This is a genomic window from Streptomyces sp. NPDC001068 (assembly GCF_042897315.1).
Taxonomy (GTDB): Bacteria; Actinomycetota; Actinomycetes; order Streptomycetales; family Streptomycetaceae; genus Streptomyces.
Map to the genome: position 1 here is coordinate 1 of NZ_JBIAYD010000011.1, position 22,738 is coordinate 22,738.

Sequence of the window (22,738 nt, forward strand, 5' to 3'; positions counted from 1 at the left end):
TCCTTCGCCCGCCTCCGGGCCCCCGGTTCTCCCGGATCTCGAAGTCCATTGCATCCCCTGAGCTGGGGTGTTGCAACGACCACTAGAACTCAAGCAGGGAGCGGGGGCCCGCCTGAAACGCTCCGAGGCTTGGCGGCCTCAGACTGTAGGGCCCGGCACTGACAACGCCGGGATACCGGCGTTACGCGCCGACGATCGGCCCGGCCTGGGCGAGCGCGGTGCGCAGTTCGGAGCCGGTGAACCGCAGCACCGGCCCGTTCTTCACCTTGTTGTCGCGGAGCGCGAACGCGTCCTCCACGCCGGGGATGGCGGCGATCTCCAGGCACTGCTCGTTGTCGCCGCCCTGGTTGCCGCCGCACAGGGCGGTGAACGTGGCCCCGTCGAGCGGCAGTGCGTAGAGGTCCTGGTCCATGAGAACTCCTCGTGTTTCTCAGGCGGGGATCCGTCCCCGCTGTTGGCCCGCCCTCGATCTGGGGCGGGAGTCTGGGGGTGCGGCCCCGGCCGACCGAGAAGGAAGATCGGCTGGGGCCCGGTCCCGTCTGCCGTCACTCCCCCACGGAGGGCCAGACGGGACGCGGTAGCCCACCAGGGGTGGGCGGTCGGGTGCGCTACAGCAGGCGGAGGACCGCCGCGGCGGCGATGCCGGTCAGCAGGACGGCGTACGCGCCGGCCGCGAGCGCCACGCGCGGGTGGCGCTCGCGGATGATCCGCCACGCCTCGCGGCCGGTCCTACCGTTGGCGGTGGCGCGGACGCCCAGGCCGGTGAACGACAGGGCCACGACCTGGACCGGCGGGGCGGTGGGATGAGGCTGGTTCATGGCACTCCTTCGGGGGCGGTTTCGGCTGGTGCTGGGCGGACCGCCGGCAGGCGGTGGAGCTGGCCGGTGGGTCTGGTCCATGACGTGCTTCCAGAACCTGCGCTCCACCGCGTCCAGGCACGGAGCGCACAGGTGGATGGGGGCGCTCTGTCCTTCGGACTGTGCGGGGCCCACCCAGGTCACGGGGGTGGCGTCGGCGTCGCAGCGCCAGCAGTCGCCGGTGAACCACACCGCTCTCACGGCGTGGCGGAGACGACAGCTGCCGCAATCGACGCGCCGAGCGCCACGACTATGACGACGTAGACCAGTTGGGCCCAGCAGGTGCCGTACATCGGGACCTCTTCGCCCCGCCGCGGCCTCTCGTCCGCGTTAGGCGCCAGGTCCGCCCACACCCGCTTGCCCCAGGCCAGCGGGTCCGTCCCCCACTCGCTCGCGAGAGCGGCGACCAAGGCCAGGCCGCGGCCTCCCTCCGCGCCCTGGTCCAGGGGCCACAGGACCGGCGCTGTGTGGCTCTTGTCGGTGACGGCCACGCGCACCCGGTCCGGGGCGATCCGACGGAGCGTCACGCGGAACATGGCGTGCCGGGCGTGCTGAACGGCGTTGGTGCTCAGCTCGGTGACGACCAGCTCGGCCGCGTCCGCGAGCTCCGGCAGGTGCCAGTCCGCGAGCGTGTGCCGTACGAGCCGGCGGGCGGCGGGCACCGACGCGGGCTCCCGCGCGAGAACTTCGGTGACGACGGGTGCGCCGTCCTCGGCGACCATGTGGCGGCCGATCCGGTCATGACGTCTCTTGAGCATCGGCTCAGCCACCGTGCTGCCTCTCGCGCCTGGCGAGCCGGAAGCGACCCGTGTGAACGAGCTGGGCCACGGCGTCAGCCGGAGCGAGGTCGCCGGCGCTGTCCATCTCGACGCACCAGTAGCAGCGTCGGTCCGGACTGGTGGCGTCCAAGGCCGGTACGCCCAGGTAGTACCCGTGGCCCATGAACTCGGCGTCGTCCCGCGCCCGGCCCCATTCCGGCTGGCACCCGGTCATGGCGCCGACGAGGACGTAGTACCGCAGGGTTTCCGTGTCCATGAACACGGGGCCGCCGATGAGGGCGTCCGACAGGTAGCGGTCCACGGCGGCGTGGTCTGTGCTTCCCGCTGCCGCGTGGACGACGTGCGCGGTGATGCGGACGACGCCGAACAGGCCACCGCAGCGCAGGAGAGCGATGCCGTCCCGCCGCCACTCCTGCCGTGCCCGCCCCCAGTCATCGGCCGCCATCAACAGCCAGTGCTCGACGGCCAGGGCTCGCTCAGCGCCCGTCGTGACGTCGCCCTGGATGGCCTGAGTCTTCACGGTCGAACTCCCTCCGTGCGCTTCCGATACGAGCCAACGCCCTTTCATCGGGACACCGGTGACATCAGGGCGGACCTTTGGGCGGACATTTGAAGCGAGCGGACATTCCATGTCCGGTCCAGCCGCTACGGTCGGTACACAGGCGGAACACCGGAGGTACGGCGTGGCCGACGAGATGACGCTGTTCGAACGGGCCTGCATCGCCCAGGGCTTGGACTCTCCGTCGAAATTCATCCGCCGGTTCGAGGGCACGGCGGAGTTACTCAGTGAGCCGGCCACGGTGACCACGCGTCACGTCCGGCGCTGGTGGCGGGACATCCCGCCACCCACACCGCGCGCCCGTGCCTGGCGCGTCATCCATGCCATGCTCGGCGTAGATCCGATCGAGTTGGGTTTCCTCAACCCGCCGCCCGGTGTCACCGTGGGGAGTGCACCACTCCTCGCACAGGAAGGCACCAGCGTGGACCGTCGGGCGTTTTTCGCCGACTCAATCGGGATTGCGGCAGCTGCTGGTCTCCCGGCGCCGGTCTCTGCACTCTCGCCGTCCGGCAGACAGGGCGCCATCGGCACCGCCCACCTAATCGAACTCCGCGAGGGACTGCGCTCCCTCTACCACCTCGACAACGCGTACGGCGGGGGCGACGTCCGCTCTCTCGCCGTCCGCCACCTGCGGCGGATCCGGCGCGTCATCAACACCAGCAAGTACCCGGAGACCATTGGCCGGCAGCTCCAGCTCCTGGCCGGCGAAACCGCCGAACACTGCGCATGGCTGTACTACGACGCCGACGACCAGGAGGCCGCACGCCGCTACTGGGGCGAGGCCTTGACCACCGCCACCATGCTGCGGGACGCCTCCCTGGAAATCCTCGTCCTCGCGTCCCTGAGTATGCAGGCCAGCTACGAGGGGCGGCCCCGGGACGGCTACGACCTCGCCCGCGCCGCCAAGGAACGCGCCGTCCGCTTCGGCTCCCCCGTGCTGCAATCCCTGCTCGCCTCCCGTGAGGCCCGCGCGCTGTCCCTGCTCGGCGATGACACCGCCGCCCGCCGCAGCCTCGCGGACTCCATGCGCCTGTCCGAGCGCGGAGGCCGCGGCCGCCCCTCCCCGGAGTGGGCAGCGTTCCACGGCGCCGCCGAGCTGGACTACGCCCAGGGCCTGCTCTACACCGAGAGTGGCCACCACGACCGCGCCGTCCAGTTCCTCCGCGCCGCCCTGGACCACCAGGACCGCACCTACGGCCGCAACCGCGCCCTGTACCGGCTCACCCTCTCCCGCAGCCTGGTCAACGCCGACGACGTCGACGAGGGCGCCGCACAGGCCGTGGACAGCCTCGGGCACCTGGAAGAGGTCGAATCCGGCCGCGTGATGCGGCGCCTGACCGAGGTGGTCGACCTCCTCGACGGACGAGACGCCAGCAGCGCCCGGGACGCCACGCAGGAACTCAGTGAGTACATCTACGAGCGAGGAGCCGCCTGATGTCCGACGTGACGTTCCGCCGATACGAGGGATCGGCCGCCGCCGCCGAGCAGCTCGACGTCTTCCTGCCGGCGTACGAAGAGGTCTACGCCGAACCGCCCTACCTGGAAGGCCCGCGCGACGTCGCGGAGTTCATTGACCACTACCAAGTACACGTCCAGCGGCCCGGCATGCGCCTGGTCATCGCCCAGGACGGCCAGGACGTGGCCGGCTTCACGTACGGCTACTTCCTCGCCCCGGAAACCCGCTGGTGGCACAACCTCCAGGACGTCACACTGCCCGAGGAGTACACGCGGGAAGACGGCCACCGGTCCTTCGCGATCCTGGAGCTAGCGGTACGCAAGGCATGGCGCCGCCGCGGTATCGCCGCCGGCCTCCATGACAGCCTGCTGGACGGCCTGAACGCGGAGCGGGTGACGCTCACAGTGCGCCCGGAGCCGGAGGCCGACCCCGCCCGCTCCGCCTACCTGGCGTGGGGATACAGCAGGCTCGGGATCTCCCACCCGTGGGCGGACGCCCCGCTGTATGAGTGCATGGTCCGGGACATCGAGACAGCCCCCCATCCTCCTGCACCGGAAATCCCTCGATAGTTGCGGTAACGCCCCGAGGCCTGTCGCGCCGCACGTACTATCGGCGCGTGAGTAACGAAGAAGCAGGAACAGCGGATAGAGAATCCGAATCAGAGCCCCAACGCCCGAGTAGGCCGCTTACACCTTGGGAAAGATTCACAGCCGGGCTCTTCGGTTTCCTCATGGCTGGAGTGGGGGCTACTGCCGTTTTTATGCGGGATGTGGAAGCAGGACCCACCGCACTAATAGCAATCGGCGCAGTTCTCCTCGTAATGTCCGTGACCGGATCACCCATCACGCGCGCCAAGTTTGGCGATAATGAGGTCACCCTAGCTGCCCGACGCGAAGCCGTGGCAAGAATCGCAGCCTCTGAACCGGAGGAAGTGGCTCCAGCTATCGCCGTCATGGAAGCGTACGACCCTGGATCAACTCGAAGCACCACTGTTCGGCGAATTGAACAGGATAGGCAAGAGCGGAGAAATTTCGATAGCTGGATAGGAAGCGTCCTGGATTCAGAATATGGAGATAGCCTCAAAGTACACCCGCGATCCAGCCTGGGCGCTTCAGTAGATTTTGCCGTGACCTATTCGGGCCAGGAAATAGCCATCGAGTGGCTTTACTCCCAGCGGGATACCGTATCTTACCCGCTATTCAAGAACAAGGTACAGCAGCTCTTGGATTCGGACTATTCTACCGGACTACTAGTTTCCAACGTTTCAATTCCTAGCCACACGCAGGAAAGAGAGATTGCACGGGCAGCCAGGTTTGGTAACCGAATTCAAATCCTCGCGATAGACCAGCATTCGCGAGATCCGCAAGCTCTTCTCGACGCCCTCAAGGAATTGGCGACAACCTGAAAGACCTGCGCCAGCCGACAAGCCGCCCCTCGTGACTGTTAAGAAAATCCCGGCGCACGAATCTAGGCGCGCTGCCGTACACCAGTCCCCCATTCGGCCTGGGCCGCCTCCCGGCACCACTTACGCAGCGGTCCGCTCGATCCCGTCCCGTATTTATGGGTCGTGCGATGACAGGACGCGCACGGCCCCACCGCGTCGCCGGGGCAGGTCAGGGCGGAGGCGTCAGGCTCAGTGATCGGGGGCGGCGGGGTACTCATCACAGTGTCCGTTGTCGGCGACGACCACCCGCCGCCTCGAAGGCAGCATAAAACATGACCCGGGCGGTCCGGATGTCAGACCCAGCCCATAACGTGACGGTATGCCCACCCCTGTCCCGTGCTGCGGGCACGCCTGCATGTCTGCGGACGCCGTCAATGAGGCGATCCGGCGCCTGATGTCCCAGCCTGCCGACCAGACCCGCGCTGAGGAGTACCAGCGGCTGCTGGAGCTCTGGGCCCCCGCGTGCCGCCGGGCCCATGGCAACTGGACTACCACCGCCGCCTGAACATGGGTGCGCCCCGCTCCGGTTTTCCACGCCGGGGCGGGGCGCCTCACATACGTCCGAGCGGCACGCGCAGCCGATGGACACCTTCACATTACGGGCGGGGTCTGACACTCCCCCTTGCCCGGGTCCTCACCATCAACCGCGAGCAGCTCCACCGTCCCGAGCGGCCTGTGTGCTGGCGGCCGTCACCGCTGAATGCACAGGTCGGCCGAACGCCAGCGGTGCCACCTTCACGTGGGGCGGATTCGCCATGATCCGCGCGAAGTTCCACAGCGCCGCGGCTGGAGCGATCAGGTTGTCCCGGATGGTCCGGCAGTCCCGGCAGGCTGGCTCCTCGTGGCCGCGCGTGCACACGCGCTGTCCGGCCTGGATGTCGTGGGACTGGAGCGGGTGGGTGCACCACGAGCAGGGGTGCAGGTCCGTCGCCCGCTCGATCTGGTGGCGGGCGCGGTCAACGCGCGGCCGGGGTCGGTGTCCCATGGATCTCCTCCAGCGCTTCGGGGTGGTCGGTGCGGTAGTGGTCTCTGAACGCCCGCTGTATGCGGTCCAGCCGTGCCTGGTGACGCGCGCTGGCCTGGGCGCTGATGGCCGCCGACAGGTCATCGGCCGTGAAGTTCACCGGCAGCGTCATCGGTCCCGGCAGCTCGTCCACGTCTTCCAGGTAGGCCATCGGGCAGCCGGGCTGACGGCAGGCCCAGCCGGTCACCGTGGCGTTGGGCCCGCGCAGTCCCCAGGGGAACTCCGGGCCGCGCATCAGGGGTAGGGGTTCCAGTTGCTCGGCGGCCAAGCGGGCGGCGTCCTGCTGCCATTGCCAGACCAGTTGCGCGGCCGTCGCCGAGGGCAGCTCGGCCAGCATGGCGTTGATCCGGTCCACTGTTTCCTGTTCGCTCACCACTGCCTCCGGCTCACTGGGCCGGACATGATGGCATAAAAGAGCGCCCGCCCCTCCGGACACGGAGAGGGGTGGGCGCCCGCTCAGGGAGAGCCAGGCCGGGCTCCTACGGCCCGGTCTCGGTGACCTCCTGGGCCACGGCGGTGGCGGCCGCGGCCCACGCTGTCTGGATGGCCTCCGGGAGGTCTTTCCAGTCCGGCATGGGGTCGCCCAGGAAGTTCTGGTTGTCGGTCGACTGGCCGTATGCGGCGTAGGCGACCTGAGCGAGGTGGAGAGGTTCTGCCACGTTGTCCTCCTGGGTGAGGGCGTGCCTCATGCCGGTCAGTGCATGAACAGGGAGGCGATACCCGTTGCGTCGCCAGCGACGCCGGCGACGGCGCCGAGGACTCCCAGCGGCCACCGCCGGGCTTTCAGCGCCTCCACCTCCGCCTTGAGTTGGTCGATGTCCTTGCCCGTCTCCTCGCGGAGCCGTTCAAGGTCCTGCTCGGTGCGCGCGGATCGTTCCATGAGGACGGCCAGCGAGCCCTTGACCTCAGCGAAGCCGGTTGCGACGGTGCCTCGTAGGCGCTCTAGCTCGACGGCAACGGTGGCGGCCGAGTCGGGCGGGTTCATCTACACCTTCCGTGACAGGCTCGCGCTGTTCTCGTCGCCGAATGCCCGGGCCACCATCCCCTTGAGGAGCGAAAGCACCGCGCCGATTCCGGCGCCGCCGGCGGCGTACCACATGCTGGCGTCGGTGGCCTGGGCCGGGATGAACGCGGCGACGAAGCCGAACGCCGCGGTGGTGGTGACCCGCTCGAACAGGTCCCGGGCGTAGGTCTCGGCGGTGCGCACGATCGCGTCGCCGTCGGGGAGCTCGAAGCCGTGGATGGTCATGAGGTCAGGACTCCTTCCAGGCGAGGGCGGAGAGGACCGCGCTCGCTACCTCGATCCCGTCGGTGCTCTGGTTGAGCAGCCGGACGCGCATGCTGCGGCCTGCCCCGAGCCGCTTGACCAGCGACACGATGCTGTAGGTGCCGCCGGGGGTGCCGATCACCTCGTGGATCGGGTGGTCCTGGACGACGGTGTCGCCGTCGTACTCCGTCATGCGGACCTGGACGCTGTCGCCGACGGGCAGGTGGTCCAGGCGCAGGGACAGGCTCCCGCTGAAGCGGGCCGGGCCCTTGATGAACACGGCGCTGTTGGCGGCGTGGTCGCCGGTCTCGTCGGTCCACTCGGCGGTGAACTCCACGTCGTCCCACAGGTCAGGCGCGAGCTCGTACCCGGTGATGCCGAGGTTGAGGTATGCGGGTCCCGTCATGGTGATCTCCTTGGGCGGGGTGCTCGCCTGGTCGGGGCTCCAGCTCGCCGGGTGCTCCAGGCGCTCGTGGACGTCGGCCCGCAGCTGGGCCGTGGTGAAGGTGAAGCGCCCCCGGCGGCCGTACCCCTCCACCGGCCCCCGGGGGTCCACCTTGCCTTCCACGCTCGTCTCCAGGTGGCCGGCGCAGCTCCCGGCGCCCCACCCGTGGTGACGGCACAGGGCCGCATTCCACCGGACCCACGTGTCGTACTGGGCGCGGGTGTACGTGTCCCGGTCGTCGCCGAGGTTCTCCACCTCGATCCCGTACAGCCGATCATTGCCGTCCACGGTCCCGGAGGCCTTGGACGGCTTAGGAATGGCCGTCTCGTTGACGATGGCCGTGTAGCTGTTGAGCGCGGCCAGGCCTGCATGGTTGGCCCGGTGGCAGGACACCAGCACGGCCACGCCGGACTTGGGCAGGAACGTGTGGGCCAGCGGGGCCGGGAGCGCCGGTGCTCCGTCGACCGCGACGGCGCGCAGGCTGTTCGAGCCGGCGGTGTGGTGGTTGAGGATGCCGTGGACTTCGCCGAACGGCTCGCCCGTGGCACCGTCTCGGCCGCGGGTGGTCCAGCCGCTGTACTCCGTGAACGGCACGCCCTCCGCTGTGAGGGCCACCCTCCACTCATCTGGGGTCATAGGTACCGACACGTCACGCCTCCGGGGCCTCGCCGGTATAGCCGGACAGCTGCCGCGCCGGGCCGTCCGGGATACCGGCGCCAATGAGGGCCTGGTACGCCTGCAGGCGCATCGCTTCCGCCGCGGCCTCCTCCTCGGCGCGGGTCTGCTCGATGGCCGCGCGGATCTCGTCCCGGGCGGTCGTGTACTCCGCCTCGGTCACGATGCGGCCGGGCTCGGGCAGCTCCGGGGGCGTCTCGCCGTCGTACGTCCACTTGGCGACGGATCCGCTGTCGTAGATGACGAATTGGGTCGTTGAGTCATCAACCGGCATGGTCATGGCCTCTCCTTACCGCGTGACGAAGAGGGCGCGCAGGATGCCCTGAATGTGGGTGTAGGTGGCTCCGGCCGTGCCGCGGCCCATGAGGATGTCGAAACCGAGAGTGACGGTCTGACCAGGCAGGATGATGCCGCCGCCGCGGACCTTGGTCACCTGGAAGTGGATGCCGGTTGCCGTCGATGTGCCCGTGTTGCGGTAGTAGATCATCTCGTCCGGGCCGTCAAAGCCGTACTCGGCGCCGGCGCCCGCGGGCAGGGTCAGCTCCACCTCCATCTCCTGGCACACCACGACCTGGGCGGCGTTGCAGGGGTCCGGGTTGGTGAACGGGAACTCCATCCGGCGCACGAAGACGTTGGAGCCGGCGGGCACCGGCACGTTGGCGAAGTCCTCGTCGTAGAACTGGGAGAAGAACTGCGCGTGGCTCCTGGGCTCGCCGCGGAGCACTCCGTCCCCGCCGCAGACGATGACGCCGCCGTTGTCGTCGGCGTCGCACACGTACGGCCAGGCGCTCACGGCGGCAGCCAGTGGCGTGGCTGCGCTCCCGTCGCCGGTGAGCCCGCATCCGGTGACGAGCGCGGCCGGTTCCGGCACGAGCAGGCCGCCGTCGGTGCCGAGGGCCAGGGCGTTGCCCGCGTCGGCCGACGGGCGTGCGGCGATCTCGCCCGTGGCCGCGTCGTAGGCGATGCCGTCCCCGGCGCTCAGGCACTGACGGACGTCCGCGCACTCGACGTAGACCCCGTCCGGGCCCGCGTGGGCCAGGTTGCTGCCACCACCAGGCGGGGTGGGGTCCAGGATGACGGCGGCGCTCACCACGTACGGGTCAGCGGCACCGCCACTCCCGCTCACTGTGGTGTCCACGGTGGGGGTGTCGGCGGCCGTGACCTCGGTGGGTACGGCCGCGCCCGCACTGATGACGTACGGGTGGGCTGGGGAGCCGTTGCCGTCGACGGTGACGCCGGGCCCGGCTGTGACGGTGCAGGAGCACCGCCGGCTGCATCCGCAGTCGGACAAGGAGATCACTCCCGGAGTGGAGTTCCTCGCCCGGACCTAAACCAGCGGCGGCACTATGGAGTTTAGCCCTGCGCGCTGGCGGGTCGTCAGGCCAGCGCGGTGGATCCCTCGTAGCCGGACAGGGTGCGCGCGGTCGCCTCCGGGATGCCGGCGCCCACCAGGTCCTGGAAGGCCCTTGCCTGCCGCTCCTGGTCGGCGACCTTGAGGGCGTCCACGGCCGCGTGGTGGGCGTCGTCCATCTCCCCGCGCAACTTGTCGTATTCGGCCTCGGTGATCAGGCGCCCGGGCCGTGAGAGCCCGGCCTCGACGCCGGGTCCTGTGGTCATGCGGGCCAGCGTGCCGTCCTCGTACTGGACGTAGGACACCACCGGTTGGGGGGCGGGCTGGTCGTCCTCCAGGCCGTCGTCCGGCCAGGGCCACGGGAGTTCATCGATCATGTCTGGTCCTCCTCACAGGGCGAGCAGCAGCGCACGCAGGGTGTACTGGATCCGGTAGTAGTAGGCGCCGGCCGAGCCACGGCCCACCTGGGCGCCGAAGCTGACGGCCAGCGTGGCGCCCGCAGCGATCACGCCACGGGACAGCACCTTGGTGCCCTGGCTGTGCGCACCCACGATGCTGCTCGTGCCGGTGTTGCGCGTGTAGTACATCTCGTCACCGTCGAACCCGGTTGCTGCCCCGGCTCCGGCCGGAAGCACGAGGTAGATGTCCACCTCCTGCTCCACGACGGCCAGGCAGGGCAGGCAGCTGCTCGGGTTGGTCAGGGTGGCGCTGAACGTGTCCACCACGGTGGTGGGGTCCGGCACCGCTACGTCGTTGTATGTGCGGTCGTCGAAGAACGACGTGAAGGAGGCGGAGCCGCGGGGCTCTCCGCGTAGCTTGCCCGTGCTGTCGACCACGACCACGCCGCCAGCGGTGTTCACGGGGCACGTGTACGGCCAGGTACCCACGTTGGCCTTCAGAGGGTTGGCGGCAGCCCCGTTGCCAGTGAGTCCGGCCCCTGCGGTGACGGTGGCCGCACCCGTGGGCACGAACAGACCGTCCGCATTGGCGACGAGGTTGTTCCCGGCACTGGCCGACAGCTTGGCGGAGATCTGGCCGGTGGCCGCGTTGTAGTTGATCCCGGGGCCGCCGGACAGACAGGCCCGTACGTCACTGCATGGCACCTCGGCGCTCACCACGTACGGGTTGGCCGGCGAGCCGGACCCGCTCACGGCAATGTTCGTTCCGGCCTGCACCGTGCAGTTGCACAGGCCCCCAGCACACCCACAGCGCGCCACTGTCCCACCGTCCTCGGAGGGTCGTTCGGGGCCCGGACCTAAACCAGCGGCGCACCGTCGAGTCTATCCGCGCCCTGTCCGCAGGTGTCCGGGACGCGTGTCCGGACGCGCGACGGACACGCGCCCGGACACGAGGAGGACACCGGTCATGACCTGCGCGGACACTGTCCGGGCACGTGTCCCCGGACACGTCCGGGCCCCTGTCCGGACGCCCCTCGGGGTCAGCCGTACAGCCAGACGATGACGACGCCTTCCGCACCCGGGGTGCCCGTGGTGGTGTCGCCGTCCCGGGCGACGGAACCACCGCCACCGGCGCCGTTGCCGCGGCCGTTGCCGCCGCCACCCGTGGACGCGCGCTGGTAGCCGCCGTGGCCCAGGCGGGACTCCCCGCCTTCCCCGGACTGGCCCTCACCGCCGCTCAGCCGGATGGGACCGCCACCGGAGCCGCCGCCCTGCGCGAAGTCCCCCGTGCCGGCGAGCGGGCCCGGCGTCCCCGAGAAGCAGGACGCGGTGGTCCCGGACGTCATGACCACCTGGCTGCCCGCCCCGCCGTTGGCCGTGGCGAACCCGCCGAACGAGGAGGCGCCCCCGTTGCCGCCGTCCGTGTTGGCGCCACCGGCCGTGCCGCCTCCGCCGACCACCACGGACTCCGTGGCGCCGAGCGCGGCCACCTGCACCAGGGCCTCGCTGTACCCGCCGCCCGCGCCACCACCGGAGGCGGCCAGCTGCCCGGCGCTGGACCGCGCGCCCGCCGAGCCTCCGCCCCCCGCCTGCACCTGGACGAACAGCCGCGACAGCCACGGATAATCGGCCTTCTTGAACGTGTAGGTGCCGGCACCCTTGAAATAGACCATCTGCCGGACGCCCATGCTGCCGGGCACCAGCGTCAGCCGGCCGTCGTCGCCCACCTCGAAGTAGTCAGAATCCACGCACACTGACGCCATGCCAGGCACACCCCTTGCCGTGCTCGATAGGCGTCCGGCCCTGAACCAGCGACGGGCAGCAGGGTACCCAGCGGTGCGGCGCGTCCGCGGCACCGATCAGAGGGCTCTGCAGCGGGGGGCGTTCACGCTGCTCAACGCCCCTCCGCAGGCATCTGTCTCTTGCGTGCTTACTCGATCACCTTGATCGACGTGTCCTCGTTCTCGGACATCGCCATGAAGCCGCCTTGATCGTCCGACGGGTCGCGAAGCACCCGCTCCACGCGCACGTACTTGGCCTTGTCCGCCCACTCACCCAGGTCCGCTGCGTCCTCCTCGAACGTCGCGTACTCCTGACCGGCGTGGAAGTACCGTGACTTCGGCTTCTCTGCCCACACCGTGATCTCGGTCGCCCAGTGCTGGTCCTCAACGGTCATGCCCTCGTGGATGTGCTTGGGGGCCTTCAGCGAGGCAAGCCTGCTGATGCCGAGGTGGCTGAGGGAGTAGGCAGTCGGTCCGTCTCCCTCATGAGCCACCTCGACAACCTTGCCCGAGTGGTCCTTGCCCTCGTAGAGCCTGGCTGCATCCATCCGTGCTGTTCCCTTCGCGCGTGGTGCGTCGGCCCCTGTTCAGACCGACGTGGTGATCGTTGCAAGGCGCGCCGAGGACACGGAGTAGATAGCTAGCGGCCGACTGCGGTTCCACCCATACGAGCGCCCTGCCGGCATATCGGTGGGAAGGAGAGCGCCGCTGTGCACGGGATCACACCGTCACAGGCCTAGTAGGGCTTGGTCATCTTCATCTTTGAGTGGCGTGTCTGTTGATGCCTGGGTGTCGTTGGGGTGGTGTGACACCTGAGGAGATGGCCGGGGTCCGGGAGGACCTGGAGGCATTCGCTGCGGAGTTGTTCGACGGGTTCTTCCGTGCGGATCAGCGGCGGTGGGGGCAGGCGTATGTGCGCGGGCTGTTGCTGGAGGGGCGGCGCAAGTCGGTGGAGCCGATGGCGGCCCGCCTCGGTGAGGACGGCAACCGTCAGGCGCTGGCGCACTTCATCACCTCCAGCCCGTGGGATCCCTCGCATGTGCGGGCCCGCCTGGCCTGGAGGATGCAGGACGTGATCGGGGCCGAAGCGCTGATCATTGATGACACCGGCTTCTTGAAGGACGGGGACGCCTCGGCGTGTGTGTCCCGGCAGTACACCGGGACCGCGGGCAAGGTCACCAAATGCCAGGTCGGGGTGTCGCTGCATCTGGCCCGGGATCATGCCTCGGCCGCGGTGAACTGGCGGCTGTTCGTGCCCGCATCCTGGGACCCTGCCTCCCGGGAGGCAGACTCGGACAAGGTCGCCCGCCGGGGCCGCTGCGGCATTCCCGCCCAGGTGGGGCATGTGGAGAAGTGGCAGCTGGCCCTGGACATGATCGACGAGACCCGGTCGTGGGGCATCGACATCCCCTTGGTCGTCGCGGACGCCGGATACGGGGATGCCGGCGCCTTCCGCCACGGCCTGGAAGAACGCAACCTGCCCTACGCGGTGGGAGTTTCGTCTCGTCACACCGCTCATCCGGCCGACTCCCAGCCCGTCCAGCCCGCCTACGCGGGCACCGGCCGGCCACCGAAAATGCAGTATCCCGAGCCTGCTCAGACCATGAAAGACCTGGTCATCGCGGCCGGACGAGCGGCTGCGAGGCCGGTGTCCTGGCGGGAAGGCTCCCGGCCGGGCAAGAGCCGAAGCGGCTTCAAACGCATGCACTCGCGGTTCGTCGCCCTGCGCGTGCGCCCAGCCGGACGCGCTATCCGCCAGGCCACCGACGGGCCGGAGCTGCCCGAGCGATGGCTCCTGGCCGAGTGGCCCGCCACCGAACCCGAACCGGTGCAGTTCTGGCTGGCGAACCTGCCCTCCGGCATACCGCTGGCCACTTTGGTGCGGCTCGCCAAGCTGCGCTGGCGCATCGAGCACGACTACCGCGAGATGAAACAGGCCCTGGGACTGGCCCACTTCGAGGGCCGCACCTGGAGCGGCTGGCACCACCACGTCACCCTCGTCTCCGCCGCCCACGCCTTCTGCACCCTGCGACGACTGGCACAAGACCCAAAAGGCGCGGCGCAGGACTGAGCCTCTACCAAGTGGTCCGCAAACTGCAGACCCTCCTCGCCACCTGGACCGGCGCCTGCCCCACCTGCCACCGCGACATACCCACACCACTACGAACCTGACCAAGCCCTACTAGGGCCCGGCGACATCGACGGCGGCCAGGTGCACGCGCACGCCCGGCCCGGCCGGCGCGGCCACGCCCTGCCCGCGCCTGGCCCGGGTACGCCACACCCTCACCACCACGTACCAGGTGGTGACCTCCTCCAGCGCGACGAGCACCGTGCGGTCCTCGTCCTCGGGCTCGGGGTCAACGGCCACAGCCTGGACCGCCGGAGCAGCCGCGTACGGCGCCGGGAACTCCCACCGGGCCCGCCCATCCTCACCGGTGGTCAGCACGGCCGCAGCAGGCCCAGCAGCCACCCGCACGGGCGCGGCCGGGGTGGCCGGTGGGGCGTCCTGCACACCCGGGCCGCTGGTCCGGGTGCGGCCGGCGATCCGGGCGCGGGTGTCCAGGTGGCGCAGCACCCCGCCCAAGGGGTTGCCAGGCATGCTCCGGGCCGGGGACGTACGAATGACCATCAGGGTGTCTCCGCTCCGCTTGCCGCTACCTGCACCTTGACGCTCTCGGACCCCGGCTTGTCGTCGTCTCCGCCGGTCTCCTGCACAGTTACTCCGGTGATCTTCAGCCGCTGGCGCACCGTGCGGCAGGTGGAGGCCGAAGTGATGTCCAGACACCAGCCGGGCACCAGGGACGGCACGTCGATCGCCGCCTCGGGGCTGATCGTCACGGACTGGGTGTCGATGACCACCGGCACCGGCACGCTCGCCCTGCCGCGCGCCCGGGCCGCCTCGTCCGCTGACGTCTGGTCGGTGATCTCCGTCTGCTCCACGTACCGCTCGTGCAGCCCGTAGTACGGATCCACCCCGCCGGCTTCGCCGATGACCCCGCTGCTGTCGCTGCCCGCCACGAGCCAGCGGGTGGCGAGGGAGGATCCGTTCTCGCTCACCTCCAGGCCGTCCGGCAGGTCGGTGTCCGACAGGCGGCCCACCGGGACCAGGTGGGTCTCCGGGAGCAGCAAGATCTTGGAGCCGATGGCCGTGTAGTCCAGGCCTGCCTCGGCGAGCTGCGCCAGGTGGTCCAGGGTCTGGCCGATGCTGGTGCTGTAGACGCGGCTGCCGCTGATACCGGCCCGGTCCACCACGTCCACGGTGTGGCCCGGGTCGTCCGGTGCGTAGCCGTCCTCGATCAGCCACTCGGCGATCTCGGTGAGGTCCGCGCCGGTGAACGTCTTGTCGGCGTGGGGCACTCGGTTCCCGAGCCACGCCAGCACGTCCTGGGCGCGGATCTCCACCTGGCCCAGGGACCAGGTGATGCCGGTGATGGGGCCGTCCCAGCAGTATCGGCCGTCGCGGAACACCACCAGGCGGCACCGCCAGGTGCTGATCCGGCCGAGCCGTCCGCAGCAGTCGCCGTCCGGCATGATCACGGCGCGGGCCGTGCTGACCTCGTCCAGGGTCCTGGTCCACTCAATCTCGGTCAGCACGTTGGCGACGGCCACGGTGGCACCGGCGCGGTCAAGGATGACCGCCTGGTGGGTGCCGCACCCTGCTACGGCCAAGGCCGGGCCCCTCTCGTACGAGATGGAGCCCGGCCCTGAACCAGTCGACTGTCTAGCAGCTAGGTTAGACCGTGGCCCAGGCACGCCCCAGCGTCACGTTGTAGACGGTGCTTCGATCCACTCCGTACTCGAGGGCCAGCGCGGCGGCCGAGCCTGGATGGTTCGCCCGCGCGTATCGCACGTACCGGCGCCGGATGTCCGCCACGGCTCCCTCGGTGAGGACGGCGCGCGGGTTGTCCTCCCCGACCACGTCCGTCCGGCCGATGGGGATGCGCCCGGCAGCGTCCCGGTGCCTCATGTTCTCGTGGTGGTCACCCAGCGCCAAGTGCCCCCGGTTGATGCACCCATGGCTCCCCGATCCGTCGTTGCACGTGTGGAGGACGTACTGGTCGCCTGGGTCACCTTCAGCGATGATCCACACCGCGCGAGAGGCGTTCATCCACGTGCCCTGATACTGGACGTTCGGTCGCCCCTGGTACCCGGTCAGGATGATGCACTCATCAGTCTCCGCCGTTGCTGCGGCCTCCAGTTCGCGTAGTACCGCCCCGCGCCCCCGCCGGGATATCGCCAGCGGATCGCCGTACAGGCTCCACTGCTTGTAGTGGCCGCCGCAGTAGCCGCGGGCCTTATGACGCTTTCCACAGTCGCGCACTGAGCACGTACGCTCGGTTCTCACGTCGACTCCCATTCAGTCGGCGGGCCCCGGCGTGGAGCTCCTACCCTCCTGCCGGGGCCAGTCAGTTGTGGGCCTGATTCTACCGTCGCGGCAGGTCAGAGGCAGTCTTGACGCTCCATCAGCGGCCCCGGCCAGACACGTTGACAGTCACAATGGCGTCCGGTGCCGGGGGGCTCTCGATATCCGTTTCGAGGCACAGGCAATATGTTGCGCAGTCCAGGGTGCTGTACGTGGTGGGCATGCCGTCCTGGCCGTATACGTCGGGGCTGGACTCGCAGGTGCCGCCGCATTCCACGGTGGCCCGGCCGGTCTGGCCGTCCAGGGTGACCGCGCCGCCGGCGGGAACGTAGGCGATGTGCCAGAAGCTGTGGGGGTCGCACCGCTTGAAGTCGGCAACCTCCTCGCAGGTCATGCCTGGTTCGCCGCTCTCGTAGATCGCGATGGTGAGGTTGCGCAGGTCGGAGGAGCCGGAGCGCACGGTGATGACCGGTACGTCATTGGACCAGTTGGGGCGGTCGGTGAGGTCCATGGGATAGCAGGCGCGCTCCACCGCCAGGGGCAGGCAGTAGCAGGTGGCCAGCGGAGCGCCGGGAAGGGGCGGGGCCTCCGGCAGGCAGCGGGTGTCCGAGCAGGCCGCGGCGGGGTCCGTGCAGGCGGCGAATCGGCAGCCGCCCGGGCAGCCGGTGTCCCCCGCCGGGTGCAGGCACCAGTCCACGCAGGTGCCGTCAAGGTCCATGGGCGGGGTGACCTCCAGCACCGGGACCGGGTCCGTCCACAGCCAGGGCACCGCGGCGGTCATCACCCATTCCACGGTGAGGATGTCCGCGCCGGTCTGGCAGGTGCCGGTGGTGCAGCCGGTCCCGGCCCGGGCGGTGATCCGGGGGCCGTCCACCAGGGCGACGCGGCGCAGGGTGCGCCGGTGCCTGGCGTTGAACTCCGCCGAGGTGAGTCCGTCGCCAGGACAGCAGGAGTACACGACGAGACAGTCCCCGTCGCAGTCACCGGAGGCGCAGCCCTGCAACGCCTGGGTGAGGAACTGGTAGCCGTACTCCACGCCGCAGCAGGTGGCGCCGAGCAGGATGGCGGTCACCGTGATGGTGCGCGGCAGGACGCGTGCGGGGCCGATGGCTCCGCCGCCGGCGATCCCGCCGGTGACGGTGCGCTGGACGGGGTAGTCGTCCATGCCGGCCACGTCCAGCACCATGACGCCGGTGAACTCGGTGGACTCCGGTACGTCCGGGTCGTACCAGGGCGCCGGGTTGTCTGCGCTGTCCGGGGTCGTGTAGGGCAGTTGCTCCAGGACCTCGTGGGTGAAGGTGGGGCAGCCGCAGCCACCGCCGGAGTCCAGCGGGGACCCCACCGTCTTCAGGTACTGGTCCAGGCGTGCATGGTTCACCACCTCCACGCCGCCGTACTCCATGTACCACTCGGCCGTCATCAGCCCCTCACATCCCCGCCGCGTACACGAAGCGGTTGATGACGCGCTGGGCGGTTACGTGCGCGTCGCCGACTTCCCGGATCTCCCAGTGGTGGTTGTGCACGACCGAGCCGCCCGTGCCGCCCGATGCCGCCCCTGCTCCGGGGGCGTCCTGGCGGGCGCGCTGCGCGCGGGTCAGCGGCACCACATTCCCGCCGACGGTGCCGAGGCTGGAGGGCATGCGGCCAGGCAGCAGGTCGAACTGGCTGGACACGGCGTCAACGACCGCACGGGCCGCTGCCGAGGAGGCGCGCATGATGCCGGCGATCCGGTCGACCAGGCCGAGCTCAAGGCCCGCGCCTGTGTGGTCGCCGAGGCGCCTCATCACCAGGGACGGGCTGTGGATCTTGAGCGCCGTACGGATGGCGGTCTGCATCCCCTTGGCGATGTCCAGCATCAGCTTTTCGATGTTCTTGCGCTGCGCCTGGAGGCCGGTGAGGAACCCGCGCCCTGCCTGCTGTCCGGCGTCGAACAGCACGTCGGCGCTGGTGTCTCCCAGCTTGGTGGAGGCCGTGGCCAGTTGGGACTGGAGGCTGTTGATCCGCTTGATCTGGTCCCGGTTGGCGGTGGACAGGGCCGTGGCGAGCTGGGCGCCCTGCTGCGGGCCCAGGCCCACGATCTGCTCCAGCAGGTCCTTGCCCAGGCCCCGCCGCTGGAGTGTGGCGAGCTGGGAAGAGAACTTCTTGACCTGGTCCACGGCGCCCTGGAGGCCTGCCGTAAGGCTCCTGGTGGTGAGCGCCGCCCCGTCCTGGAGGCTCTGTGCCAGGTTCTGCAGGCTGAAGGACTGGAGCGCCTGGTTGGCCGTGTCGGTGGCGAACTTCTGGGCGTCCGCGATCCGCTGGGCCAGGCTGTCCCGCTGGGCGGCCAGGCTCTGCAGGCGCTTGTTCCCGGCGTCCACCAGGGCCACGAGGCGGTCATCGAGCCGGGTCTTCTTGCCCGAGAACGCGCTGATGATGTCCTTGGCCAGCTTGTCCGTGGTGGCCTTGATCTTGGCGGCGGTGCCGGTCAGGCCGTCGATGAAGCCGCGGCCGACGTCCGTTCCGATGCGCGCGAACACCTTGGACGGGCTGTGTGTCTCCAGCGCGTTGCGGGCGGCTCCGGTGGCGCCGTCGGCCATGTCCGCGGCGGCGGCCGCCACCAGGCCGGCGTTGGTACGGATGCCGTCCACCATGCCCTGCACCACGTCCGCGCCCACGTTGTCCAGCAGGCTGCCGATACCGGCGAGCAGGGAGCGCAGGGTGGACAGGCTGCCGCTCACGGCGGCGCCGCTGCTGCTCGTCGCCGCGGTCGCGGAGGCGGCCAGGGTGCGGGCCTGTCCGGCGAGGATGCCCACCAGGCCGGACTGGTGGGCGAGTTGCACGGCCCGTCGCGGGTCCGTCAGTGGGATGACCACCTCGGGGCCGGCCTCGCCGATGAGGGCGTGGGTGGGGCCGAGGACGATGCCGCCCTTGGCGAACGGCAGGTACTTGCGGACGCTGCTCGGGATGCCGGCCTTGACCTTGGACATGATCTGGGCGCCGATGTTGCCGATCGCGCCGAGGATCTTGCCGGGCAGGCCGGAGAACAGCGACACCACGCCCGAGATCAGCCCGGACACGGCGGACCGCACCCGGTTGGTGGCGCTGGAGAAGGCGTTGGCGATCTTGCCCGGCAGGGCCGACAGGGCGGAGACGATCTTGCCGGGCAGGCCCCGGAAGAACGAGACGGCCGTGGAGATGAACCCGGTGATCCCGGAGCGGGCGGAGTTGAAGGCGCTGGTGAAGTTCCGCAGCAGGAAGGAGCCCAGCGACGACAGGGCGGAGACGATCTTGCCCGGCAGGCCCCGGAAGAACGACACCGTGGCGGAGATCCAGCCGGACACCGTGGACGTCACCGAGTTGAACCCGGATCGGAAGGCGTTGAGCAGGAACGAGCCCAGGGACGACAGGGCGGACAAGATCCGGCCCGGTAGCGCCTGGAAGAACGCAGCGGTGGACGAGATCCAGCCGGACACGGTCGACGTCACCGCGTTGAACCCGGCGACGAAGGCGGACAGCAGGAACTGGCCCAGGGAGACGAGCCCGTTGTAGATCCGGACCGGCAGTTCCGTGAAGATGAAGACGAGCGCGGCGATCTCGGTCAGCGCGACGATGATCAGGAGCGCGACGGCGCTGGTGAAGGCCTGGACGAGCAGCCCGGGCAGGGCCTTCAGGCCGGCCACGATCTGGCCCGGCAGCGCGACGAAGAAGTCGATGACGGACTGGACGGCGGTCGTCAGTCCGGACTTCGCGGTCTCGAACGCGTCAACGAAGAACTGGCCGATGCTGGAGCCCAGCGACGACAGCCCGGAAGTGATCTTGCCTGGCAGGCCGGTGAAGAAGCCGACCACGGCGTCGATCCCGGTCGACACGGCCGACTTGGCTGTCTCGAACGCGCTGACGAAGAAGTGACCGATGCCGGAGGCCGCGGACTTCACGGCCGAGACCGTGGCCAGGAATGCGTCCCGCAAGGCGCGGCCCACGGCGTCCACCACGGTGCGGACGATCGCGAACCGCTGGTACAGCAGGTAGATCGCTGCGACCAGGGCGACGACGCCCACGATGATGGCGCCGATCGGCGAGGCTGCGAACGCCAGGTTGAGCGCGATCCAGGCCCCGCGTACCAACTGGAAGATGGCGACGGCGGCGTTGACGGCCTTGACCAGGCCGAACACGGCCACGCCGGTGACTATGAGCGGCGCCGCCAGACTGACGACGGGCCCGACCAGTTGGGCGAGCAGCGCGACCACGGGGGCCAGCGGGACGAGCAGGTCAGCGGCGGACCGAACCAGGGAGGCAGCCGCTACCGCCAGCGGAGGCAGGGCGGGGGCCAGCGCGATGACGGCGGTGCCGATGTCCTGGAAGACGACCGCGAGCTGCGGCAGCCCGCCCTGCACGGCGGTGCCGAGCTGGTTGATCAGCTCGACGAGGACCGGGCCCAGGCCGGTCACGATCGGCGCCAGGGCGGGCGCGATCTTGCCGACGTTGCCCACCAGGGCCGAGATGATCGGGCCGAGTTGCTGGGCGACCTGGCCGACCGTGGTGAAGATGTTGCCCAGGGCGGTCTGCCCCTGGGCGGAGTTCACCAGGTCAGAGACGGCCTTGGTGACGGTCTGGAGGTTGTTGAGGACCCCCGCCCCGGCGCCGTCGCTGGCGGCGAACAGGCCCGAGAAGATGCCTTTGACGTTCCCGGCGATGTCCCCGAGCCGCGCCAGGGTGTTGACCGCGCCGTCCACCCAGGAGACGGCCTGGCCGCCCTGGGCGATGGTCTGGAGCCAGTCCCCGAACTTCTGCCCCAGGTTGGCGATGCCGCCGCCGAGCTCCGGGCCGAACTGCTCGGCGACGACGGAGGCGACCTGGAGCAGGCCGGCCGTCAGCTTGTTCGTCGTCTGGGCCAGGCCGGTGACGGCGGAGCCCGTGGCGGTGAGGATGGTCCGGACGTTGGCGACGCCCTGCGAGCCCTGGATGTAGCCGAGGACGCCGCGCGCCGCCGACCCCCAGCCGCGGGCGATCTGTGCCAGCCCGGTCTTGAGGGGCCCGTTCAGGGCCTTGGCCGTGGCGGTGATCTGCCCCTGGAACTGGGTGAAAAAGGCGTCTTGGACGCTGTTGCGCAGCTGCTCGAACGCTGGCTTGAGCGCGCGGACCTCGCGGGCGGCGGCCTGGGCCTTGGGGCTCAGCGCGTCCAGGGAGGCCGCGAAGTCGTCCGCGTCGTCCGTGAGCGCGGACTGGAAGGCGTCGCCGACGCCGAGCGTGGCGAGCTTGAGAGCGCCCAGGGCGGCCTGGAACCCGATGACGGCCGCGGGGACGGCCGCGAGGAGACCGGCCGCCGGGGCGAGTGCGGCGACGAACTTGCCGACCGCCGTGGCGGCGCCGGCCGCCGCGATGGCGAAGGCGCCGAACTTCAGCGCCTTGACGAGGACGCCGCCCACCTTGCCGGCCAGGCCGGACAGACCGGTGAGGGTGCGTTGGAGCTGGTCCCGGTCGACGTCGATCGGGATGCGTACCGGCGGCGCGTGGTGGGTGCGCAGCGCGGCGTTGAGCCGGGTCAGGTCCGGGTCGACCCGGATGCTGATGGGCGGCAGTCGCCGCAGCGCGCGCTCCAGGAGGGCGCGGAACCGGGCGGCGTCCGCCTGGGCCGGTACGGTGACCGCGCCGAGCGCCCGCAGGTCCCGGCGGAGTTGGGCAGCGAGACGGGTTGTGTCCGGCTCCACCCGCACCTGGGCGACCAGGCCGCGCAGCGCCCGGTTGAGCCGGGCCTGGAACCGGGTCGTGTCCGGGGAGACATCGACCGTGGCCGACAGGCGACGCAGGGCCCGCTGGAGCCGCGTCTCGAAGCGGGTGACGTCCGGGGCGAGATCGACCGTGGCGACCAGGCCGCGGAGCGCCTGGGTGACCCGGGTCTGGAACTCGGCCAGGTCCGGGGAGACGTCGACCGTGGCGACCAGGCCGCGGAGCGCCTGCTGAATCCGCGCCTGCAGGCGGGTCGCGTCCGGGGCGAGATCGACGGTGGCGACCAGGCCGCGCAACGCCCGCTGGACGCGGACCTGAAGACGGGTCGCGTTCGGGGAGACGTCGACGGTGGCCGACAGGCCACGCAACGCCCGCTGGAGCTGTGCCTGGAACCGGGCGGTATCCGGTTCCACCCGTACGGAGATCGCGGCAGTCAGGCCCCGCTGGATGTTCCGGCGGATCTGCTGGCCGATGTTGCGGGTCGCGCGTTCCAGGGCGTTCTGGATCCGCTGCCCGAGCTCCTGGGCGTCAGCGACCGCAGACGTGTCGTCCAGGTCGATCGTGATGCGGGCTGAGCCGTAGTCCTCTTCCTCGCCAGCCACCGGGCAACCTCACGAAGTGAGCGTTGCCCGG

General features: G+C 70.1%; 25 protein-coding genes. 5 read left to right on the forward strand and 20 right to left on the reverse strand.

Annotated features, from left to right (window positions below; genetic code table 11):
- Window positions 1–181: 181 nt before the first annotated feature.
- From ACFY3I_RS28875 to ACFY3I_RS28890, 4 genes are all read right to left on the reverse strand, one after another.
- A complete protein-coding gene (locus ACFY3I_RS28875; protein ID WP_390863861.1) occupies window positions 182–412 on the reverse strand; it encodes a DUF397 domain-containing protein in 231 nt (76 codons plus the stop codon).
- A 196-nt stretch (window positions 413–608) separates the two neighbouring features.
- Window positions 609–818, reverse strand: a complete 210-nt coding sequence (locus tag ACFY3I_RS28880) for a hypothetical protein (RefSeq protein ID WP_390863863.1) — start codon at window positions 816–818, stop codon at window positions 609–611.
- A gap of 236 nt (window positions 819–1,054) precedes the next feature.
- Complete coding sequence (locus tag ACFY3I_RS28885; RefSeq protein ID WP_390863865.1) at window positions 1,055–1,615, reverse strand: ATP-binding protein; 561 nt, start codon at window positions 1,613–1,615, stop codon at window positions 1,055–1,057.
- Between the two features lie 4 nt (window positions 1,616–1,619).
- Window positions 1,620–2,156 carry a hypothetical protein gene (locus ACFY3I_RS28890; RefSeq protein ID WP_390863867.1) on the reverse strand — a complete coding sequence of 179 codons (537 nt, stop codon included), beginning with the start codon at window positions 2,154–2,156 and terminating at the stop codon, window positions 1,620–1,622.
- A gap of 163 nt (window positions 2,157–2,319) precedes the next feature.
- Here ACFY3I_RS28890 and ACFY3I_RS28895 point away from each other — a divergent pair, with 163 nt between their 5' ends.
- From ACFY3I_RS28895 to ACFY3I_RS28910, 4 genes are all read left to right on the forward strand, one after another.
- Window positions 2,320–3,630: a hypothetical protein gene (locus ACFY3I_RS28895; protein WP_390863868.1), complete on the forward strand. Its 1,311-nt coding sequence runs from the start codon at window positions 2,320–2,322 to the stop codon at window positions 3,628–3,630.
- Window positions 3,630–4,220 carry a GNAT family N-acetyltransferase gene (locus ACFY3I_RS28900; RefSeq protein ID WP_390863870.1) on the forward strand — a complete coding sequence of 197 codons (591 nt, stop codon included), beginning with the start codon at window positions 3,630–3,632 and terminating at the stop codon, window positions 4,218–4,220. Before ACFY3I_RS28895 ends, ACFY3I_RS28900 begins: the two co-directional genes overlap by 1 nt.
- A gap of 47 nt (window positions 4,221–4,267) precedes the next feature.
- The gene (locus ACFY3I_RS28905; protein WP_390863872.1) at window positions 4,268–5,056 is read left to right on the forward strand and encodes a hypothetical protein; all 789 of its coding nucleotides are present in this window, start codon (window positions 4,268–4,270) and stop codon (window positions 5,054–5,056) included.
- Window positions 5,057–5,414: 358 nt separating this feature from the next.
- On the forward strand, window positions 5,415–5,600 hold the full coding sequence (locus ACFY3I_RS28910; protein ID WP_390863874.1) for a hypothetical protein: 186 nt from the start codon (window positions 5,415–5,417) through the stop codon (window positions 5,598–5,600).
- Between the two features lie 451 nt (window positions 5,601–6,051).
- Here ACFY3I_RS28910 and ACFY3I_RS28915 read toward each other — a convergent pair whose 3' ends face one another.
- From ACFY3I_RS28915 to ACFY3I_RS28965, 11 genes are all read right to left on the reverse strand, one after another.
- A complete protein-coding gene (locus ACFY3I_RS28915; protein ID WP_390863876.1) occupies window positions 6,052–6,492 on the reverse strand; it encodes a hypothetical protein in 441 nt (146 codons plus the stop codon).
- 106 nt (window positions 6,493–6,598) lie between these two features.
- Entirely contained in the window at window positions 6,599–6,778 is a 180-nt protein-coding gene (locus ACFY3I_RS28920; RefSeq protein ID WP_390863877.1) for a hypothetical protein, read from the reverse strand.
- Between the two features lie 35 nt (window positions 6,779–6,813).
- Entirely contained in the window at window positions 6,814–7,104 is a 291-nt protein-coding gene (locus tag ACFY3I_RS28925) for a hypothetical protein (protein ID WP_390863879.1), read from the reverse strand.
- A complete protein-coding gene (locus tag ACFY3I_RS28930; RefSeq protein WP_390863881.1) occupies window positions 7,105–7,368 on the reverse strand; it encodes a hypothetical protein in 264 nt (87 codons plus the stop codon).
- A 4-nt stretch (window positions 7,369–7,372) separates the two neighbouring features.
- Window positions 7,373–8,446: an N-acetylmuramoyl-L-alanine amidase gene (locus ACFY3I_RS28935; protein ID WP_390863883.1), complete on the reverse strand. Its 1,074-nt coding sequence runs from the start codon at window positions 8,444–8,446 to the stop codon at window positions 7,373–7,375.
- Between the two features lie 34 nt (window positions 8,447–8,480).
- Window positions 8,481–8,786 carry a hypothetical protein gene (locus tag ACFY3I_RS28940; RefSeq protein WP_390863884.1) on the reverse strand — a complete coding sequence of 102 codons (306 nt, stop codon included), beginning with the start codon at window positions 8,784–8,786 and terminating at the stop codon, window positions 8,481–8,483.
- Between the two features lie 9 nt (window positions 8,787–8,795).
- A complete protein-coding gene (locus ACFY3I_RS28945; protein ID WP_390863886.1) occupies window positions 8,796–9,806 on the reverse strand; it encodes a hypothetical protein in 1,011 nt (336 codons plus the stop codon).
- Window positions 9,807–9,883: 77 nt separating this feature from the next.
- Window positions 9,884–10,234, reverse strand: coding sequence for a hypothetical protein (locus ACFY3I_RS28950; RefSeq protein ID WP_390863888.1), 351 nt, complete (start codon window positions 10,232–10,234; stop codon window positions 9,884–9,886).
- A gap of 12 nt (window positions 10,235–10,246) precedes the next feature.
- Window positions 10,247–11,008, reverse strand: coding sequence for a hypothetical protein (locus ACFY3I_RS28955; RefSeq protein WP_390863890.1), 762 nt, complete (start codon window positions 11,006–11,008; stop codon window positions 10,247–10,249).
- A gap of 287 nt (window positions 11,009–11,295) precedes the next feature.
- Entirely contained in the window at window positions 11,296–12,003 is a 708-nt protein-coding gene (locus tag ACFY3I_RS28960) for a hypothetical protein (RefSeq protein ID WP_390863892.1), read from the reverse strand.
- Between the two features lie 182 nt (window positions 12,004–12,185).
- Entirely contained in the window at window positions 12,186–12,584 is a 399-nt protein-coding gene (locus tag ACFY3I_RS28965; protein WP_390863893.1) for a hypothetical protein, read from the reverse strand.
- Between the two features lie 257 nt (window positions 12,585–12,841).
- Here ACFY3I_RS28965 and ACFY3I_RS28970 point away from each other — a divergent pair, with 257 nt between their 5' ends.
- Window positions 12,842–14,107 carry an IS701 family transposase gene (locus ACFY3I_RS28970; RefSeq protein WP_390863895.1) on the forward strand — a complete coding sequence of 422 codons (1,266 nt, stop codon included), beginning with the start codon at window positions 12,842–12,844 and terminating at the stop codon, window positions 14,105–14,107.
- A gap of 111 nt (window positions 14,108–14,218) precedes the next feature.
- On the opposite strand, the gene ACFY3I_RS28975 is transcribed toward ACFY3I_RS28970, so the two are convergent.
- The 5 genes from ACFY3I_RS28975 to ACFY3I_RS28995 form a co-directional block, all read right to left on the reverse strand.
- Window positions 14,219–14,635, reverse strand: a complete 417-nt coding sequence (locus tag ACFY3I_RS28975) for a hypothetical protein (RefSeq protein WP_390863897.1) — start codon at window positions 14,633–14,635, stop codon at window positions 14,219–14,221.
- Window positions 14,636–14,664: 29 nt separating this feature from the next.
- Window positions 14,665–15,705, reverse strand: coding sequence for a hypothetical protein (locus ACFY3I_RS28980; protein ID WP_390863899.1), 1,041 nt, complete (start codon window positions 15,703–15,705; stop codon window positions 14,665–14,667).
- Window positions 15,706–15,769: 64 nt separating this feature from the next.
- A complete protein-coding gene (locus tag ACFY3I_RS28985) occupies window positions 15,770–16,381 on the reverse strand; it encodes a hypothetical protein (RefSeq protein WP_390863900.1) in 612 nt (203 codons plus the stop codon).
- Window positions 16,382–16,499: 118 nt separating this feature from the next.
- Window positions 16,500–17,819, reverse strand: a complete 1,320-nt coding sequence (locus ACFY3I_RS28990; protein WP_390863902.1) for a hypothetical protein — start codon at window positions 17,817–17,819, stop codon at window positions 16,500–16,502.
- Window positions 17,820–17,826: 7 nt separating this feature from the next.
- Window positions 17,827–22,707 carry a hypothetical protein gene (locus ACFY3I_RS28995; protein WP_390863903.1) on the reverse strand — a complete coding sequence of 1,627 codons (4,881 nt, stop codon included), beginning with the start codon at window positions 22,705–22,707 and terminating at the stop codon, window positions 17,827–17,829.
- Between the last annotated feature and the right edge of the window lie 31 nt (window positions 22,708–22,738).